The organism is Nonomuraea helvata (assembly GCF_039535785.1).
In the GTDB taxonomy this organism is placed as follows: Bacteria; Actinomycetota; Actinomycetes; order Streptosporangiales; family Streptosporangiaceae; genus Nonomuraea; species Nonomuraea helvata.
Genome location: NZ_BAAAXV010000009.1, coordinates 631,513 through 646,842, shown reverse-complemented (window position 1 = coordinate 646,842; position 15,330 = coordinate 631,513). Strand labels below are relative to the sequence as shown.

18 protein-coding genes are annotated in these 15,330 nt (G+C 69.3%); 11 read left to right on the top strand and 7 right to left on the bottom strand.

Translation table 11 applies throughout. From position 1 onward, the window contains the following. Positions 1-75 precede the first annotated feature (75 nt). The 8 genes from infA (at position 76) to truA (ending at position 4,868) form a co-directional block, all read left to right on the top strand. On the top strand, positions 76-297 hold the full coding sequence (gene infA / locus ABD830_RS35550; protein WP_012887858.1) for a translation initiation factor IF-1: 222 nt from the start codon (positions 76-78) through the stop codon (positions 295-297). 25 nt (positions 298-322) lie between these two features. Next, positions 323-436 (top strand): 50S ribosomal protein L36, encoded by a 114-nt coding sequence (rpmJ, locus tag ABD830_RS35545; RefSeq protein ID WP_003956441.1) that lies wholly within the window; start codon positions 323-325, stop codon positions 434-436. A 223-nt stretch (positions 437-659) separates the two neighbouring features. Then, entirely contained in the window at positions 660-1,040 is a 381-nt protein-coding gene (rpsM, locus tag ABD830_RS35540) for a 30S ribosomal protein S13 (protein WP_125644650.1), read from the top strand. Between the two features lie 42 nt (positions 1,041-1,082). After that, the gene (gene rpsK, locus ABD830_RS35535) at positions 1,083-1,487 is read left to right on the top strand and encodes a 30S ribosomal protein S11 (protein WP_020542285.1); all 405 of its coding nucleotides are present in this window, start codon (positions 1,083-1,085) and stop codon (positions 1,485-1,487) included. Between the two features lie 23 nt (positions 1,488-1,510). Next, positions 1,511-2,137 (top strand): 30S ribosomal protein S4, encoded by a 627-nt coding sequence (gene rpsD, locus ABD830_RS35530; protein WP_344997560.1) that lies wholly within the window; start codon positions 1,511-1,513, stop codon positions 2,135-2,137. Between the two features lie 97 nt (positions 2,138-2,234). Then, positions 2,235-3,251 (top strand): DNA-directed RNA polymerase subunit alpha, encoded by a 1,017-nt coding sequence (locus tag ABD830_RS35525; RefSeq protein WP_043623495.1) that lies wholly within the window; start codon positions 2,235-2,237, stop codon positions 3,249-3,251. A gap of 136 nt (positions 3,252-3,387) precedes the next feature. Further along, entirely contained in the window at positions 3,388-3,915 is a 528-nt protein-coding gene (rplQ, locus tag ABD830_RS35520) for a 50S ribosomal protein L17 (RefSeq protein ID WP_344997558.1), read from the top strand. Positions 3,916-3,992: 77 nt separating this feature from the next. Continuing rightward, positions 3,993-4,868, top strand: coding sequence for a tRNA pseudouridine(38-40) synthase TruA (gene truA, locus ABD830_RS35515; RefSeq protein WP_344997556.1), 876 nt, complete (start codon positions 3,993-3,995; stop codon positions 4,866-4,868). Between the two features lie 37 nt (positions 4,869-4,905). Here the strand turns inward: truA and ABD830_RS35510 are convergent, their stop codons facing one another. The 3 genes from ABD830_RS35510 to ABD830_RS35500 all read right to left on the bottom strand — a co-directional run bounded on the left by ABD830_RS35510 (position 4,906) and on the right by ABD830_RS35500 (position 9,156). After that, a complete protein-coding gene (locus ABD830_RS35510) occupies positions 4,906-7,086 on the bottom strand; it encodes a hypothetical protein (RefSeq protein ID WP_344997554.1) in 2,181 nt (726 codons plus the stop codon). A 105-nt stretch (positions 7,087-7,191) separates the two neighbouring features. Next, entirely contained in the window at positions 7,192-8,436 is a 1,245-nt protein-coding gene (locus ABD830_RS35505; RefSeq protein ID WP_344997552.1) for a hypothetical protein, read from the bottom strand. A gap of 24 nt (positions 8,437-8,460) precedes the next feature. After that, positions 8,461-9,156: a CAP domain-containing protein gene (locus ABD830_RS35500; RefSeq protein WP_344997550.1), complete on the bottom strand. Its 696-nt coding sequence runs from the start codon at positions 9,154-9,156 to the stop codon at positions 8,461-8,463. A 371-nt stretch (positions 9,157-9,527) separates the two neighbouring features. On the opposite strand from ABD830_RS35500, the gene rplM reads away from it, so the two are divergent. From rplM to glmM, 3 genes are read left to right on the top strand one after another with little or no spacing between them, the layout of a single operon-like run. Further along, positions 9,528-9,971, top strand: coding sequence for a 50S ribosomal protein L13 (gene rplM / locus ABD830_RS35495; protein ID WP_344997548.1), 444 nt, complete (start codon positions 9,528-9,530; stop codon positions 9,969-9,971). A 26-nt stretch (positions 9,972-9,997) separates the two neighbouring features. Next, the gene (gene rpsI, locus ABD830_RS35490; RefSeq protein ID WP_344997546.1) at positions 9,998-10,522 is read left to right on the top strand and encodes a 30S ribosomal protein S9; all 525 of its coding nucleotides are present in this window, start codon (positions 9,998-10,000) and stop codon (positions 10,520-10,522) included. A 1-nt stretch (position 10,523) separates the two neighbouring features. Next, on the top strand, positions 10,524-11,870 hold the full coding sequence (gene glmM, locus ABD830_RS35485; protein ID WP_344997544.1) for a phosphoglucosamine mutase: 1,347 nt from the start codon (positions 10,524-10,526) through the stop codon (positions 11,868-11,870). Positions 11,871-11,917: 47 nt separating this feature from the next. Here the strand turns inward: glmM and ABD830_RS35480 are convergent, their stop codons facing one another. The 4 genes from ABD830_RS35480 to ABD830_RS35465 are packed head-to-tail and all read right to left on the bottom strand — an operon-like array spanning position 11,918 to position 15,303. Then, positions 11,918-12,634, bottom strand: a complete 717-nt coding sequence (locus ABD830_RS35480) for an ABC transporter permease subunit (protein ID WP_344997542.1) — start codon at positions 12,632-12,634, stop codon at positions 11,918-11,920. Beyond that, a complete protein-coding gene (locus ABD830_RS35475; protein WP_344997540.1) occupies positions 12,634-13,548 on the bottom strand; it encodes an ABC transporter ATP-binding protein in 915 nt (304 codons plus the stop codon). Before ABD830_RS35475 ends, ABD830_RS35480 begins: the two co-directional genes overlap by 1 nt. Next, positions 13,545-14,402 (bottom strand): ABC transporter permease, encoded by an 858-nt coding sequence (locus ABD830_RS35470; RefSeq protein WP_344997538.1) that lies wholly within the window; start codon positions 14,400-14,402, stop codon positions 13,545-13,547. The genes ABD830_RS35475 and ABD830_RS35470 overlap by 4 nt, the downstream gene beginning before the upstream one ends. Next, the gene (locus ABD830_RS35465; RefSeq protein ID WP_344997536.1) at positions 14,395-15,303 is read right to left on the bottom strand and encodes an ABC transporter ATP-binding protein; all 909 of its coding nucleotides are present in this window, start codon (positions 15,301-15,303) and stop codon (positions 14,395-14,397) included. The genes ABD830_RS35470 and ABD830_RS35465 overlap by 8 nt, the downstream gene beginning before the upstream one ends. Positions 15,304-15,330 lie beyond the last annotated feature (27 nt).

Sequence of the window (15,330 nt, the reverse complement as noted above, 5' to 3'; positions counted from 1 at the left end):
CTCTCTCCGAAGCGTGAGGTCGCGGCTGCTAGTGACCCGAGCCTCAGACGATCGATCAGTGAAACGCGAGGAATTTTGGCCAAGAAAGACGGCGCCATCGAGATCGAGGGCACTGTGGTCGAGTCGCTCCCGAACGCCATGTTCAGGGTGCAGCTCGACAACGGCCATAAGGTCCTGGCCCACATCAGCGGTCGGATGCGGATGCACTACATCCGGATCCTGCCTGACGACCGGGTAGTCGTTGAACTGAGCCCCTACGACCTGAGTCGTGGGCGGATCGTCTACCGATACAAGTAAGACGTCTGAGGAATCACGAAGGACAATGAAGGTAAAGCCGAGCGTCAAGAAGATCTGCGACAAGTGCAAGGTGATCCGCCGGCACGGTCGCGTCATGGTGATCTGCGACAACCTGCGCCACAAGCAGCGCCAGGGCTAGTCGCCGCAAGGCTTCTCCGAGTCCGCCCCGAAATCAGGGAGCGGGCTCGACGCATGAGGAGCCTGAGTCAGTAATCGCGTCCCACACCTGAACAGGCGGGCCTTTTCGCAAGGCCCGAACCATTCGGGAGACCCCCGGTCGGAGGCCGGGGCCCTCACCCCGGGCATTGGGGAGGGGTAGTGCGGCGCAAGACCTCCGCCACAAAGAAGGAGAATGCCCGACCATGGCTCGCCTGGTTGGCGTCGACCTCCCCCGCGAGAAGCGGCTGGAGATCGCTCTCACCTACATCTACGGAATCGGCCGCACCCGCGCCCAGGAGATCCTCCAGGCCACCGGTGTCAGCGGCGACCTCCGCGTGCACCAGCTCAGCGACACCGAGCTCGTCCCGATGCGTGACTACATCGAGGCGAACTTCAAGATCGAGGGTGACCTGCGCCGCGAGGTCCAGGCCGACATTCGTCGCAAGATCGAAATCGGTTGCTACCAGGGCATCCGGCACCGCAAGGGCCTGCCCGTCCACGGTCAGCGCACGCAGACCAACGCGCGCACCCGCAAGGGCAAGAAGAAGACCGTGGCCGGTAAGAAGAAGCCCGGTAAGAAGTAGTCCACAGCCGCGGACCGAAGACCTCAGGAGTAATGGCAAGCAATGCCTCCTAAGAGCCGTCAGGGCGCCCCGAAGAAGGTGCGCCGCAAGGAGAAGAAGAACGTCGCTCACGGGCACGCCCACATCAAGAGCACGTTCAACAACACGATCGTCTCGATCACCGACCCGAACGGGAACGTGATCTCCTGGGCCAGCGCCGGCCACGTGGGTTTCAAGGGCTCCCGTAAGTCCACCCCGTTCGCCGCGCAGATGGCCGCGGAAAACGCCGCCCGCCGCGCCATGGAGCACGGCATGCGCAAGGTCGACGTCTTCGTCAAGGGTCCCGGCTCCGGCCGTGAGACCGCGATCCGCTCGCTGCAGGCCACCGGCCTCGAAGTGGGCTCGATCCAGGACGTCACCCCGGTTCCGCACAACGGCTGCCGCCCGCCGAAGCGCCGCCGCGTCTGAATTAGCCCAGGAGATACAGAGAAATGGCTCGTTACACGGGCGCGGACTGCAAGCTCTGCCGTCGCGAGAAGACCAAGCTCTTCCTCAAGGGCAGCAAGTGCGAATCCGCCAAGTGCCCCATCGAGATCCGTCCTTACCCGCCGGGTGAGCACGGCCGCGGACGCCCCAAGGAGTCCGAGTACCAGCTTCAGCTTCGCGAGAAGCAGAAGACCCGCCGCATTTACGGCGTCCTCGAGAAGCAGTTCCACAACTACTACGAGGAGGCCGCGAGCAAGACCGGCAAGTCGGGTGAGGTGCTGCTCCAGATCCTGGAGAGCCGGCTCGACAACGTGGTCTACCGCGCCGGTTTCGCTCAGTCGCGCGACGCCGCCCGCCAGCAGGTCCGTCACGGGCACTTCCTGGTGAACGGCAAGAAGGTCGACATCCCGTCCTACCGCGTGCGCGAGCACGACATCATCGAGGTCCGCGAGACCAAGCGCAACCTGATGCCCTACGAGGTCGCCAGGGCGACCGCGGGCGAGCGCACGGTTCCCGCGTGGCTCGGCGTCGTGCCGGACAAGCTCCGCGTCCTGGTGCACCAGCTGCCGGTTCGCCAGCAGATCGACACCCAGGTCCAGGAGCAGCTCATCGTCGAGTACTACTCGAAGTGAGCCTTGGCTGAGGTGCGGATTTCCGCACCTCAGCTACGCTGTTTATCGGAGTGGCGTCATATAGCGGGCGTCACACGAAACAAGGGGAGACCCACACATGCTGATCGCTCAGCGCCCGACTCTTCTCGAAGAGTCGATCGACGAGACCCGGTCCCGGTTCGTCATCGAGCCGCTGGAGCCGGGCTTCGGCTACACCATCGGCAACTCGCTCCGCCGCACGCTGCTGTCGTCCATCCCGGGCGCGGCCGTGACGAGCATCCGGATCGAGGGCGTCCTGCACGAGTTCTCGACCGTTCCCGGGGTCAAGGAAGATGTCACCGACATCATCCTCAACCTCAAGGAGCTGGTCGTCTCCTCCGAGCACGACGAGCCGGTCGTGATGTACCTGCGCAAGCAGGGCCCGGGTGAGGTCACCGCCGCCGACATCGCGCCGCCGGCCGGTGTCGAGGTGCACAACCCCGAGCTCCGCATCGCCACGCTCAACGGCAAGGCGAAGCTGGAGATGGAGCTGACCGTCGAGCGCGGTCGCGGCTACGTCTCCGCCGCCCAGAACAAGCAGCCGGGCCAGGAGATCGGGCGCATCCCGATCGACTCGATCTACTCCCCGGTGCTCAAGGTCACCTACAAGGTCGAGGCGACCCGAGTCGAGCAGCGCACCGACTTCGACCGCCTGATCCTCGACGTCGAGACCAAGCCGGCCATGAAGCCCCGCGACGCGGTGGCCTCCGCCGGTAAGACCCTCGTCGAGCTCTTCGGCCTGGCCCGCGAGCTCAACGTCGAGGCCGAGGGCATCGACATCGGCCCGTCGCCGACCGACGCCGCTCTGGCCGCCGACCTGGCGCTGCCGATCGAGGAGCTCAACCTCACGGTTCGCTCCTACAACTGCCTCAAGCGCGAGGGCATCCACACTGTGGGCGAGCTTGTCGCCCGCAGCGAGCAGGACCTGCTGGACATCCGCAACTTCGGCGCCAAGTCGATCGAAGAGGTCAAGCAGAAGCTGCACGAGATGTCGCTGGCCCTCAAGGACTCCCCGCCCGGGTTCGACCCGAGCGCGGTGGCCGGTGGCGGTTACGACGACGACGACAGCGCGTACGTCGAGACCGAGCAGTACTGATCCCGCTTTTCGAGCGGCCCCGCGCAGTGTCATGGCGCGGGGCCACAGTAACGGATCGCACACAAAGCGACGGCGATCCGGCCCGACTCCGGTACCTGGTACGGCCGGGGCGGGTTAATCCAGGAGGAGAAAGACCATGCCCAAGCCCACCAAGGGTGCACGTCTTGGCGGCAGCCCGGCGCACGAGCGGCTGATCCTGGCCAACCTGGCCACCGATCTGTTCCGCCACGGCAAGATCCGCACGACGGTCACGAAGGCCAAGCGCCTGCGTCCGCTGGCGGAGCGCCTGATCACCAAGGCGAAGAAGGGCGACATCCACAACCGTCGCCAGGTCCTGACCGTCGTCAAGGACAAGGGCGTCGTTCACCACCTCTTCACCGAGATCGCGACGACGTTCGCCGAGCGTCCCGGTGGCTACACCAGGATCACCAAGGTCGGTCCGCGTAAGGGCGACAACGCCCCGATGGCGGTCATCGAGCTGGTGACCGAGCCGCTGAACGCCGTCACGACCCGCCGCACCGAGGCCCCGGCCGCCGCTACGGCCCCGGCGCCCGCCGCGGAGGAGACCGAGGCCCCCAAGGCCGAGGAGGCCGTTGAGGCTCCCGAGGCCGCCGCCGAGGAGGCTCCGGCCGCCGAGGCTGAGGCGAAGAAGGACGAGGCCTGATCTCTCAGGCCGCATGAGACGGGCCCGGACCCCTGCGGGGGTGCGGGCCCGTTTTTCAGTTTTGAAGGAGGATCATCGTGGTACGGCTCCGCCTCGACCTCGCGTACGACGGGACCGATTTCTCCGGCTGGGCCAGGCAGCCGGGGCGCCGTACGGTCCAGGGCGAGATCGAGCAGGCGCTGGGCCGGATCCTGCGCCTCGAAGGGCCCGCCATGCTGACCGTGGCCGGCCGTACCGACGCCGGGGTGCACGCGCGCGGCCAGGTGGCCCACGTGGACGTGCCGGACGGCTCGCTGGCCGAGCTCGACGGCAACCGCGGGCCGCTGGGTGTCGATGAGCGGCTCTCTGCGCTCGTCCGGCGTCTGGGTGGGGTCTTGCCCCCGGATGTACGTGTTTTTCGCGTCTCCGTGGCTCCTGAGGGCTTTGACGCGCGTTTCTCGGCGATGTTCCGGCGGTACGCGTACCGGGTGAGCGACGCTGTGGGCGGCGTCAACCCGCTGCGGCGGCGTGAGGTGGTCTGGCACAACCGGTCCCTGGACGTCGGCGCCCTGAACGCGGCGGCGGCGCGGCTGCTCGGGGAGCACGACTTCGCGGCGTTCTGCAAGAAGCGCGAAGGGGCCACCACGATCAGGGAGCTGCAGCGGCTGGAGTGGGTACGCGAGCCGGACGGGGTGCTGGTGGCGACCGTCGTGGCGGACGCGTTCTGCCACTCGATGGTGCGGGCGCTGGTCGGGTCGCTGCTGGCGGCGGGCGACGGCAGCCGGCCCGTGGAGTGGCCGGGCGAGGTGCTGACGCGGGCCGTACGCGACTCCGGGGTGCACGTCGCGCCCGCGCACGGACTGTGCCTGGAGGAGGTCGGCTACCCGGCGGAGGCGCAGCTCGCCGCGCGGGCCTCGGCCACGCGGCGAGTGCGAACTGCGTCTGATCGCCGAGCTCCGCTCGGCGGACTGTGATGGATGTCCTCGCTTCGCTGCGGATCCATCCCAGTTGTCACCCCTTCGTGACGCGGCGTTCCAGGACGAGTGAGGTCTGGTCGCGCAGCGCCCCGCTGACCTTGGGGAGCGTCTTGTCCTTCGGGTCGGGCGTGTGGCCGTCGGCGTACGTGGCGTAGCTGAAGACGATGTAGCGTCCCCACACCAGGCCGGACGCGTAGCCGCCGGCGATGTGCACGCGCTCGCTGCCCGAGCCCGCGGCGCCGGGGAGCGGGCGGAACCAGATGTTGTGTGACAGGTTCTTGGCCTTGTCGGCGGCGGCGGCCGCGTCCTTGTCGGGGAGGACCGCTATGCCCGTGGTGACGGCGTAGCGGCGCTTGCTGTCGACGTACGTGGCCCTGAGCACGCGGCCGCACTTCCGCTCGCGCAGCGCGTCGGCGAAGGCGCCCACGGCGGCCTTGTCGCAGCTCGTCTCCATGTCGGCCTTGACCCTGGCGAACGTCGTGCCCGCGGCGCTCACCTTCTTCTTCGGGAACGCCTCGGACAGCGACAGCTTCTGCGGGTCGGTCTGCTCGGAGTTGAGGATCGACGTGCCGTCGGGCGCGTCCGGGGGCTGGGCGTCTGATGGCTCGGCTGACGGCGGCTGCTCGGAGCTCGCCTGTCCCGACGCGCTGGGCCGGGCGGCGGTCGTGGTGGGGGCGGGGGAGCTCACCGCCTGGTAGGCGAAGAAGCCGCCGGTGGCCACCCCGGCCAGGGCGAGGGCACCCAACGTGACGAACAGGGCGCGTCTGCTCTTCCCGGGCGGAGCGGGCGGCGGGGGCGGGGTCTGGAACGGGGGCTGTTTGAACGCTCCACTCGGGAACGCGGGGCCGCCGCCCGGGGGGAGGGACTTCTGGCCCCAGGTGTCCCTGGGGAACGGAAGGTCGGGCAGCTTGGCCTCGGCCGGGGGAGTGGGCGGCCAGACGGGTACGTCGCCGGGCTCCGCCGGGTGGACCGGAACGTTGGCGGGGTCGGAGAGCGAGACCGGCGGGTGGTCGCGCCTGGCGGCCTTGGGGTCGAAGTAGTGGGCCGGTTGCTTGGTGTCGTGGGGTGGTTGCGCGGCGCCCTCATGGGCGAGCGGCCGGGTCTCCTCCTGCGGCGGGGCGACGGGGGCCGACAGTGGAACGCTCCTCTGCTTGGCAGGAGGGGCGCTCGCCTGCTTGGACGGAGGGGCGTCGTCCACCTCGGCGGGGCGCTGCGCGTCCTCCCGTTGCTGCTGCGGTGCGTCGGATCCCGCCTGGGCGCCGGCTCGTTGGGACGCTTCCCTGCGCGCTGCTTCCGGGTCGAAGTAGTGGGCCGGGTGGGTGAAGCCCTCCGGGTTGGTGGCGTTCGGGTCGAAGGGGGTGCTCGGCTCGTCGTTGTCGGGCTCGGCCACCAGCTCGCCCGTGGCGGCGGGCCAGGGCGGCATGGCGTGCGGGTCGCTGATGGGCGCGGGCCACGCGGGCATGCCCGCCGCGGCGGCGGTGAACGCCGGCGGGGGCTCCCAGGGCGGCGCGCCTGGCACGACCGGTTCGGCCGGCGGAAGGGGTGGGCGGGCCGGGCGGGTCGTGTCCGAGAGCGGGATGTACGGCCGTAGCTCGCCCGGCCGGGTGGGTTCGACGTCGTCGTCGGCGAACCAGTCGTACTCCGCGGCGTCGTCTCCGGCGACCTCCCACGGCTGCGTGCCGGGCGGGTCGTCGGGGTCGGGCAGGTTCGGTGGCGGGCCCTGGAAGACGGGGATAGCAGGGCGCTCGCCGGCGCTTGCGGCACCGCCAGAGGGGGCGGACGCCGATCGGCCGGATGGCGCGTGCGCCGCGTCCTGGGCGGACGTGGATCGGCCGGAGGAGTCGTGCGCCGCGTCTTGGGCGGATGTCGATCGGCCGGATGGCGCGTGCGCCGCGCCCTCGCCGGACGTCGATCGGCCGGGTGACGCGTGCGCCGCGTCGTGGGCGGACGCGGACGCCGCCTCGTCGGCGGAGCCACGCACGCCGCCACCGGCGGAGCCACGCATCCCGCCGTCGGCGGGGCCGCGTACGGCGCCTTCGGCGGCATCACGTGTCACATCCTCGGCGGAGTCGTGTGCCGCCTCGTCGGCAGGCGTGAACGCCGATGGCATGTCTCGCCCGCCGGTCTGCCCGAAGCTCGGCGGTGGCGTCGCCGGTGCGGACGAGCCGTCGGCTTCCCTGCGATCGGGCTCGGACCCGGGTTCCTGGCCACGCATAAGGGGGAGCCTAGCGAGAGCAGCGAGATCGTTATGTCGGTATGCGCGTTCCCAGAGGGATCCGGCATCCCGTTTGGCCGCCTAACGCGTACGAAGCCCGTTTCGCTACTGGGGAACACCGGTCAGTGAGCGGTTGTCCAGAGCCTTGAAGACCGTCGCCTTGGTGATGTCGTTGATCGCGGAGAAGAGCTGCTTGGAGCCCTTCTTGTCCGGCTTCGTGCCGTCCTTGTTCTGGAACCAGACCATGATCGCGTAGTGGCCGTGCGTCCAGATCTTGGCCCCGCCTGCGCCCGAGCCGAGCTGTTTGGTGACACTGTCCTTGCCTGCCAGTGGCTTCACGTAGTTGCTCGTGCTGCCGACCTTGGCCACCTTGGTGGCGGACTTGCTGCTCTTGAGGTTGGCCACGCCGATCGTGCCGATCACCTTGCCGGCCTTGTCACGGAAGCTCGCGCGTACGAGCTGGGTGCATTTGCCGGCCTTGAGGGCCTTCTTCAGTGCGTCACCCAGGGCGCCGTCACTGCACTTCTTGTCCTTGCTGGTGATCGTCATCTCGTACGACCGGCCAGAGACGGTGATCTTCTTCTCCTTGCCGAAGATCTCTTTCACCGTGATCGGCTCGGGGTCCGAGGAGCGCTCGGCCGCGAAGCCGTACTTGCCGGCCGGGGCCGACGGGAGCGGCGCCGAGGTCCGGGTCGGGACGGAGGCCTGGGTGGTGGCGGGGTCATCGGCGTTGAACATCAGCGCGAGGCCGCCGCCGAGCAGGCCGAGCACCGCGATGCCGCCGAGGGCGAACCACAGCGGGGCGCGCGAGCGCGGGCCCTCGTCGTACGGGCTCCAGCCGACCCGGCTCTGCGGTGCCTTTTCGGACTGGCCCTTCGACGCCTTGTCGGCCTTGTCAGGCTTGTCTTCCTTGCCCGGAATGTCAGGCTGGTCGAAGTCGTCGGCGGCGCGCCCCCTGCGGGAACGGCGGGAACCCCTCGGAGCGTCGGCCTCGGCAGCCCCAGGCGCGTCAGGACCGCCAGGACCACCGGGCGCGCCGGAACCGCCAGGACCGCCGGGACCGCCGGGCGCGCCGGAACTGCCAGGAGCGCCGGGACCACCGGGCGCGCCGGGAGCACCCGGACCGCCAGGACCATCGGGACCACCGGGGAAGCCCGGACCGCCGGGGAAGCCCGGGAAGCCCGGACCGTCGGGGCCGCCGGGGAAGCCGGGACCACCCTGAGCAGGGGGGCCACCCGGATCGCCCGGCGCGCGGCGACGGCCCTGACCACCCTGACCGTTGCCCGCAGGCTGGAACATGCTCCCCATCCCGTAGGGGGCGCCGTTTTCACGTCCTTCGGGAAAACCCATGCGGCGACATTACCGTGATGTTCGTCATCGGGTTCCGAAGTCCTGGGTCCACCATGGCCCGTCCGGGCCTGACGCGACGCCCACGCCGATGGCTTTCAGGTCGCAGTCGAGGAGGTTCTTGCGGTGGTCGGGGCTGCCGAGCCAGCCGCTCACCGCCTCTTCGGGTGTGCTGTACCCGGCGCCGATGTTCTCGGCGGCGCCCCAGTGGTACCCGGCGCGCTCCATCCGGTCCCAGGGTGACGAGCCGTCGGGGGAGTTGTGGGAGAGCTGCCTGGAGGTCGCCATCTCCAGCGAGTGCGTACGCGCGGAGCTGGTGAGCCCCCTGTCCACCCGGAGCGCCCCGCAGCCGTGCCTGGCCCTGGCCGAGTTGGTGAGCGAGACGACCCTGGCCGCCAGGCCGGGCATCATCTGCACGCCGGTGCTGCCGTCGCTGAGCAGCGCCGGGTTGTCCTGGCTGTTGAACCCGGGGATCTTGCCCTCGGGCGTCTTCGTGGCCCGGGGGGTGGTCCTGCCGCGCGGCACGGTCTTGGTGGTGAGCTTCCTGGGGATCATCTCGGCCTGCTGCTGCGCCTTCTTGGCCGAGGTCGGCGCGGGATTGGCGGTGGCGGCGGCCGGCGGGGCGGTCTCGTTCAGGTATACGTGGCGGGCCGGATCGGCCTCGTCGCTCAGCCGGCCGATCAGTACGCCGGTGAACAGCACGGCCATGAGGCAGGCGAGCAACCCCAGGTGATTCCGGCGCCGAGCGCCCTGCTGGGTTTGCCGGGAGTGAGAGTTCTGCCACATACCGCCGCTAACGATAGGGATGTCTGGTCCTGGGAAAGAAGAGGTCCCAGGGAAACGAAACCGAACCGTTCTGCGGTCAGGTAGACTCACACACCGGGTTACCGTCATTTTGACCTGCGCGCCTATGGGCGGGTAGCTTAGGTTCGTTGTGTGCATAGGTCCGTGAGACCAATGCGCGGCGCGTCCGGCGTCATCTCCCGTGTTGCGGAGACGGAAGGTCCGGGCCGTCGTGTGCCCGCACCGACCGACCAATGTTAGCTGTCACTTCCGACAGCGCCGAAGACGCGAGCATAAAGAAGGCTACGACCGTGCGCACGTACTCACCGAAGCCCGCCGACGTCCAGCGTCAGTGGTACGTCATCGACGCGACCGATGTCGTGCTGGGCCGGCTGGCCAGCCACGTCGCGACCCTGCTCCGCGGCAAGCACAAGCCGATCTTCGCTCCGCACGTCGACACCGGTGACTTCGTCATCGTGATCAACGCGGACAAGGTCGCGCTCAGTGGCAACAAGCTTGAGCAGAAGAAGGCGTACCGCCACTCGGGCTACCCGGGCGGTCTGCGTTCCGTCAGCTATGGCGAGCTCATGGAGAAGCGGCCGGACAAGGCCGTCGAGAAGGCCGTGAAGGGCATGCTTCCCAAGAACTCCCTCGGCCGGAAGATGGCGAAGAAGCTGAAGGTCTACGCGGGTTCCGAGCACCCGCACCAGGCCCAGCAGCCGGTGCCGTTCGAGATCACCCAGATCGCCCAGTAGTAGTTCGAAAGATTTAGAGGAGAACCGTGGCTGAGCCCACCGGTGTCGAGACGGCCGTCGTCGAGGCCGAGCTGGAGGACATCTCCAGCGAGGACTTCCCGTCCGAGTACACCACCGAGTCCGCCGCCAGCGCCGACGCGCCCGTCCGCAAGCCCGTCACCACGGGCAACTCGTACGGCACCGGCCGCCGTAAGGAGGCGATCGCCCGCGTGCGCATCGTCCCCGGCACCGGCAAGTGGACGATCAACGGTCGTTCGCTGGATGTCTACTTCCCGAACAAGGTCCACCAGCAGATCGTCAACGAGCCCTTCGTGGTGCTCGGCGCCGAGGAGGCGTTCGACGTCATCGCGCGCATCGACGGCGGCGGTGTGACCGGCCAGGCCGGCGCGCTGCGCATGGGCCTGTCCCGCGCCCTGGCGATCCTGGACGTCGAGGTCAACCGCCCGCCGCTGAAGAAGGCCGGCTTCCTCACCCGTGACGCCCGCGCCACGGAGCGGAAGAAGTACGGCCTCAAGAAGGCCCGCAAGGCTCCGCAGTACAGCAAGCGCTAAATTGGCGCGCCTCTTCGGCACCGACGGGGTCCGTGGGGTCGCCGGCCGCGACCTCACGGCGCAGCTCGCCATGGACCTCGCGGTCGCGGCGGCTCACGTCCTCGGCGATGCAGGCGCGTTCGCAGCCACCGGGCGCCGACCGGTGGCTGTCGTAGGCCGGGACCCGCGTGCCTCGGGAGAATTTCTCGAGGCCGCAGTGGTCGCCGGCCTTGCGGCGTCTGGTGTGGACGTGCTGCGCCTCGGCGTGCTGCCCACCCCGGCCGTCGCCCACCTCACCGCAGCGCTCGGCGCCGATCTCGGCGTCATGCTGTCGGCCTCGCACAATCCGGCGCCTGACAACGGCATCAAGTTCCTGGCGCGTGGCGGCTTCAAGCTGTCCGACGCGGTCGAGGACGAGATCGAGCGGCGCCTGGGCGAGGAGTGGACCTTTCCCGTCGGCTCCGGCGTGGGCCGGGTGCGGGACGCGTACGGTGAGGCCAACCGGTACATCTCTCACGTGCTGACCACGATGAACGCGGCCCTCGACGGGCTCGACATCGTGGTCGACTGCGCTCATGGGGCCGCCCACATGGTGGCTCCCGAGGCGCTGGTCCGCGCGGGCGCCAGGGTCGAGGCCATCGGCGCCAGGCCCGACGGCCTCAACATCAACGCGGGCCACGGCTCCACCCACCTGGAGAAGCTCCAGCAGGTGGTCGTGTCGCGCGGGGCCGACCTCGGCGTGGCCTACGACGGCGACGCCGACCGCTGCCTGGCGATCGACCACACGGGCGCGATCATCGACGGTGACCGCATCATGGCCATCCTCGCCGCCGCCATGCATGGCGAGGGCCTGCTGGCCAAGGACACCGTGGTGGCGACCGTGATGTCCAACCTGGGCTTCAAGCTGGCCATGCGCGATGCGGGCATCACCGTGGTGGAGACCGCGGTGGGCGACCGTTACGTGCTGGAGCGGATGAAGTCCGACGGCTTCAACCTCGGCGGCGAGCAGTCGGGCCACGTCATCATGCTCGACCACGCGACCACCGGCGACGGCCTGCTCACCTCGCTCCACCTGCTGGGCGTGGTGGCCAAGTCGGGCGTGCCGCTGAAGGAGCTGGCCGCGGTGATGACGCCGCTGCCGCAGATCCTGATCAACGTCAAGGGCGTGGACAAGGGCAAGGCCTCGGCGCCCGACCTGCTGGCCGCCGTCGCGGAGGCGGAGGCCGAGCTGGGCGAGACGGGCCGGGTCCTGATCAGGCCGAGCGGCACGGAGCCGATGATCCGCGTCATGGTGGAGGCCGCGTCGGAGGAGCACGCCACCCAGGTGGCGGAGCGCCTCGCCGACGTCGTACGCAAGGTCTGCGCCTGAGCGTCTCTTGAGTGACGGCCCGCGGGATGATCCCGCGGGCCGTTCGCTTATTCGTCCCCGGTGAGCGAGAAGACCCGCAGCCGCTCTCCCGCCCAGAGCACGCCGACGACAGTGACGACGATGAGGGCGGGTAGGGCGAAGCTCAGCGCGACGTCCGCGTCGATGAAGGTGGAGTCGGAGATCTGTTTGGCTATCGTCTGACCCCATTGCTGGATCGAGAACTTGTGGGCGCCCGGCATGAAGCCACCCACCACGCTCTCCCAGACGATGGCGTAGATGATGCCGATCGTGACCGCGTGCCGGGTGATGACGCCCAGCAGGAGGAAGAGGGCGGCGTACGCGATGCCGGCCACCAGGGCTCCCAGGGCGAAGCCTGGGGCGATGCCGTCCTCGTTGCCGGCCATGATCCAGGCCGCCAGGTAGGTGGGCACGGCGCCGAACAGGGCCATCAGGGAGACAGCCACCAGGAACTTGGTCTGGGCGATGACCGGGCGGGAGATCGGCTTGGACATCAGATGGAGGATCGTGCCGTCGTCGATCTCCGGAGCGATGACGCCCGTGCCGGCGATCAGGCCGAGCAGGGGCAGCATGGTGCCGATGGCGAACTTCTGCATCAGCTCCACGGCCGCGCGCTGGTCGCCTCCGCTGAGCACGCGGAAGAGCACGGCCAGGCCGATCAGTGCCAAGGGCAGCAGAAGCAGCAGGATGATGCGGCGCCTACCGAGCAGGGCCCGGTAGGTGATACCTGCAACGACTGGATTCATCAGGTGCTCCTGTTGATCAGGTAGGCGAAGACGCTCTCCAGGTCCTCGTCCGCGGGGGAGACCTGGTGCAGGCGTACGCCCTCCGCCTGCGCCACCCGGGGGAGCAGCCAGGCGAAGCGCCGGAACTCGGTGGCCTGAACCTCGAGGCCGTCGGGACGCAGGGTGATGCCGCCCGTCGACTGGTCGCGCATGAGGGCGGCGGCGAGCTTCCTGTCGTCGCTCGAACGGATCATGAACAGGTGGGGTCTGTCGGTCATCAGCCGCCTGATCTCGCGGAAGTTGCCCGACGCCGCGTGCCGCCCCGCCACCAGGACCTCGATGTGCTGGGCTACCCGTTCGACCTCCTCCAGGATGTGGGAGCTGAACAGGATCGTCTTGCCCGCCGTGCCCATGGCGCGGATCAGGTCCATGAGGTGGAGGCGCTGGCGAGGGTCCATGCCGTTGAACGGCTCGTCGAGCAGGAGCACCGGCGGGTCGTGGACGAGCGCGGCGGCCACCTTGACCCGCTGGCGCATGCCCTTCGAGTACGTCTCCACGCGGCGGTCCTTGGGCTCCTCCATCTCGACCGTGGCCAGGGCCTTGCGGGCGGCCTCGACCGGGTCGCTCAGGCCGTGGAGGCGGGCGGCGGAGAGGACGAACTGCCATCCGGTGAGGAAGCCATACACGCCCTCCCGCTCCGGGACCAGGCCGATGTTCCGGTAGATGTGGTGGTTCTTCCAGACCCGATTCCCGTCCAGCGTGACCGAGCCGCCCGACGGGGCCAGGAAGCCGGCCATCATGTGGAGGAGCGTGGACTTGCCCGCCCCGTTGGGGCCGAGCAGGCCCGTGACGCCGGGGCCGATCGTCATGGTGACGTCGTTGACCGCCACCACGTTGCCGTACCAGCGGGAAACCTGAGACAGCTCGATCTTCACCGCGAGGCCGCCTTCCTGTAGCGCAGCGCGAGAGCGGCCAGGGCGAGAGCCACCAGCACCACGAGGACCGTGGCCGAGACGGGGCCGCTCGGGTAGTCGCCTTCGGGGATGTGCGGCGGAGTGTCGAACAGCCAGGACTGTACGGAGTCCACCAACCAGAACGGGTTGGCCAGCCAGGCCCAGGCGGCCGCGGACTCGTAGCCGGAGGAGTAGAGCGTCGTGTACATCAACGGCACCGACCCCACCGACAGCAGGTAGACGACGATCACCGAGGCGACGCCGAGCCCGCGCCGCGGCGTGAACGAGGCCAGCGCCAGCCCGAACGCCGACAGCAGCAGTGCCAGCAGCAGCGCCATGAGCACCGAGCCCAGGAACTCGCCGGTGGCCGGCGGCCCCGGCATGTCCACCACCACCTCGCCGATGTAGATCAACGTCAGGGGCGCCGCCACCAGCAGGAAGAGCGCCAGGGTCATCGCCGCCACCTTGGCGCCCACGTACTCGGCGATCGAGACCGGACGCGAGAGATAGAGCGGCAGCACGCGGTAGCGCAGGTCGGGCGCGACCACGGTGGGCGCCTGGGAGGCCAGGAAGACCGCCACCACGGCCTGCATGATGACGGCGAAGCCGCTGTAGGGGAGGATGCGCTGCTGGGCCAGGGCCATCGTCGCGATGGCCACGACGGCCGGCAGCAGCATGATGGCGAAGAGGGAGAACGGCATGATCTTGCTGCGGGCCGTGCGCCCGAGGCCGAAGATGCCGCGCAGGCTGTGCACGGTGAGCGCCCTGGTCGCGTAGGCGCGGCCGAGCCGGGGGCCGTCGTAGTGGCGGTAACCGATGTCATAGATCTCAGACACCCGCGACCTCCTCCCTGAAGACGTCCTCGATGCGGTGGCGTCCCTGTTCGAGGCGGATGAGGCAGAGGTCCAGCTCGACGGCGGCGTCCCTGATCGCGTCGAACGTCTCCGGGCCGAGCACCTTGACCACCAGCAGGCGGCCCTGGCGTGAGACGGTCTGCCCGACCTCGGTCAGGCGGGCGGCCAGCGGCTCCAGTCCGTCCTCGACCTCGACCGTGACGGTCTGCGTGGCCTGGGTGAACTCGCCGATCGCGGACGAGCGCAGCAGCCGCCCGGCGTCGATGACGATCACGTGGTCGCAGATCCGTTCCAGCTCGCCCAGCAGGTGGGAGGTGACCAGCACGCTGATGCCGAACTCGGTGCCGATGCGCCTGATCAGCGTCAGCATCTCGTCGCGGCCGCGCGGGTCGAGGCCGTTGGTGGGCTCGTCGAGGAAGATCAGTTTGGGGTCGTGCACCAGAGCCTGGGCCAGCTTGACGCGCTGCTTCATGCCCGTGGAGTAACCCCCGACGGCGCGGTAGCGCTCTTCTGCCAGGCCGACGTGGCGGAGCACGTCGGCCGCGCGCTCGCGGGCGGCCGTGCGTGGCAGGCCGGACATCTGTGCGAGGTGGACGACCAGCTCGGTAGCGGAGACGTCGGGCGGGAGACACTCGTGCTCGGGCATGTAGCCGACGAGCCGGCGAATCTCGGCGCCCTGCGCGGTCACGTCCAGATCGAGCACCTTGGCGCTGCCGCCGGTGGGCGGCAGCAGGCCGAGCAGGATCTTGATCAGTGTCGACTTGCCCGCGCCGTTCGCCCCCACCAGGCCGGTGACCCCGGGTCCCACGGTGACCGAGAGCTGATCGACCGCGGTGACGGTGGGGAAGCGTTTGGTAAGCCCCTCGGTGGCGAGGATGTGCATGTGCCCGACCGTATCGCCGGGCCGGGG

What these genes read in the sequence shown, in the direction of transcription:
- rpmJ (WP_003956441.1), top strand. Translation starts at nt 323, where the DNA reads ATGAAGGTAAAGCCGAGCGTCAAGAAGATCTGCGACAAGTGCAAGGTG.
- rpsM (WP_125644650.1), top strand. Translation starts at nt 660, where the DNA reads ATGGCTCGCCTGGTTGGCGTCGACCTCCCCCGCGAGAAGCGGCTGGAG.
- rpsK (WP_020542285.1), top strand. Translation starts at nt 1,083, where the DNA reads ATGCCTCCTAAGAGCCGTCAGGGCGCCCCGAAGAAGGTGCGCCGCAAG.
- rpsD (WP_344997560.1), top strand. Translation starts at nt 1,511, where the DNA reads ATGGCTCGTTACACGGGCGCGGACTGCAAGCTCTGCCGTCGCGAGAAG.
- ABD830_RS35525 (WP_043623495.1), top strand. Translation starts at nt 2,235, where the DNA reads ATGCTGATCGCTCAGCGCCCGACTCTTCTCGAAGAGTCGATCGACGAG.
- rplQ (WP_344997558.1), top strand. Translation starts at nt 3,388, where the DNA reads ATGCCCAAGCCCACCAAGGGTGCACGTCTTGGCGGCAGCCCGGCGCAC.
- ABD830_RS35510 (WP_344997554.1), bottom strand. Translation starts at nt 7,086, where the DNA reads ATGCGTGGCCAGGAACCCGGGTCCGAGCCCGATCGCAGGGAAGCCGAC.
- ABD830_RS35505 (WP_344997552.1), bottom strand. Translation starts at nt 8,436, where the DNA reads ATGGGTTTTCCCGAAGGACGTGAAAACGGCGCCCCCTACGGGATGGGG.
- ABD830_RS35480 (WP_344997542.1), bottom strand. Translation starts at nt 12,634, where the DNA reads ATGAATCCAGTCGTTGCAGGTATCACCTACCGGGCCCTGCTCGGTAGG.
- ABD830_RS35465 (WP_344997536.1), bottom strand. Translation starts at nt 15,303, where the DNA reads ATGCACATCCTCGCCACCGAGGGGCTTACCAAACGCTTCCCCACCGTC.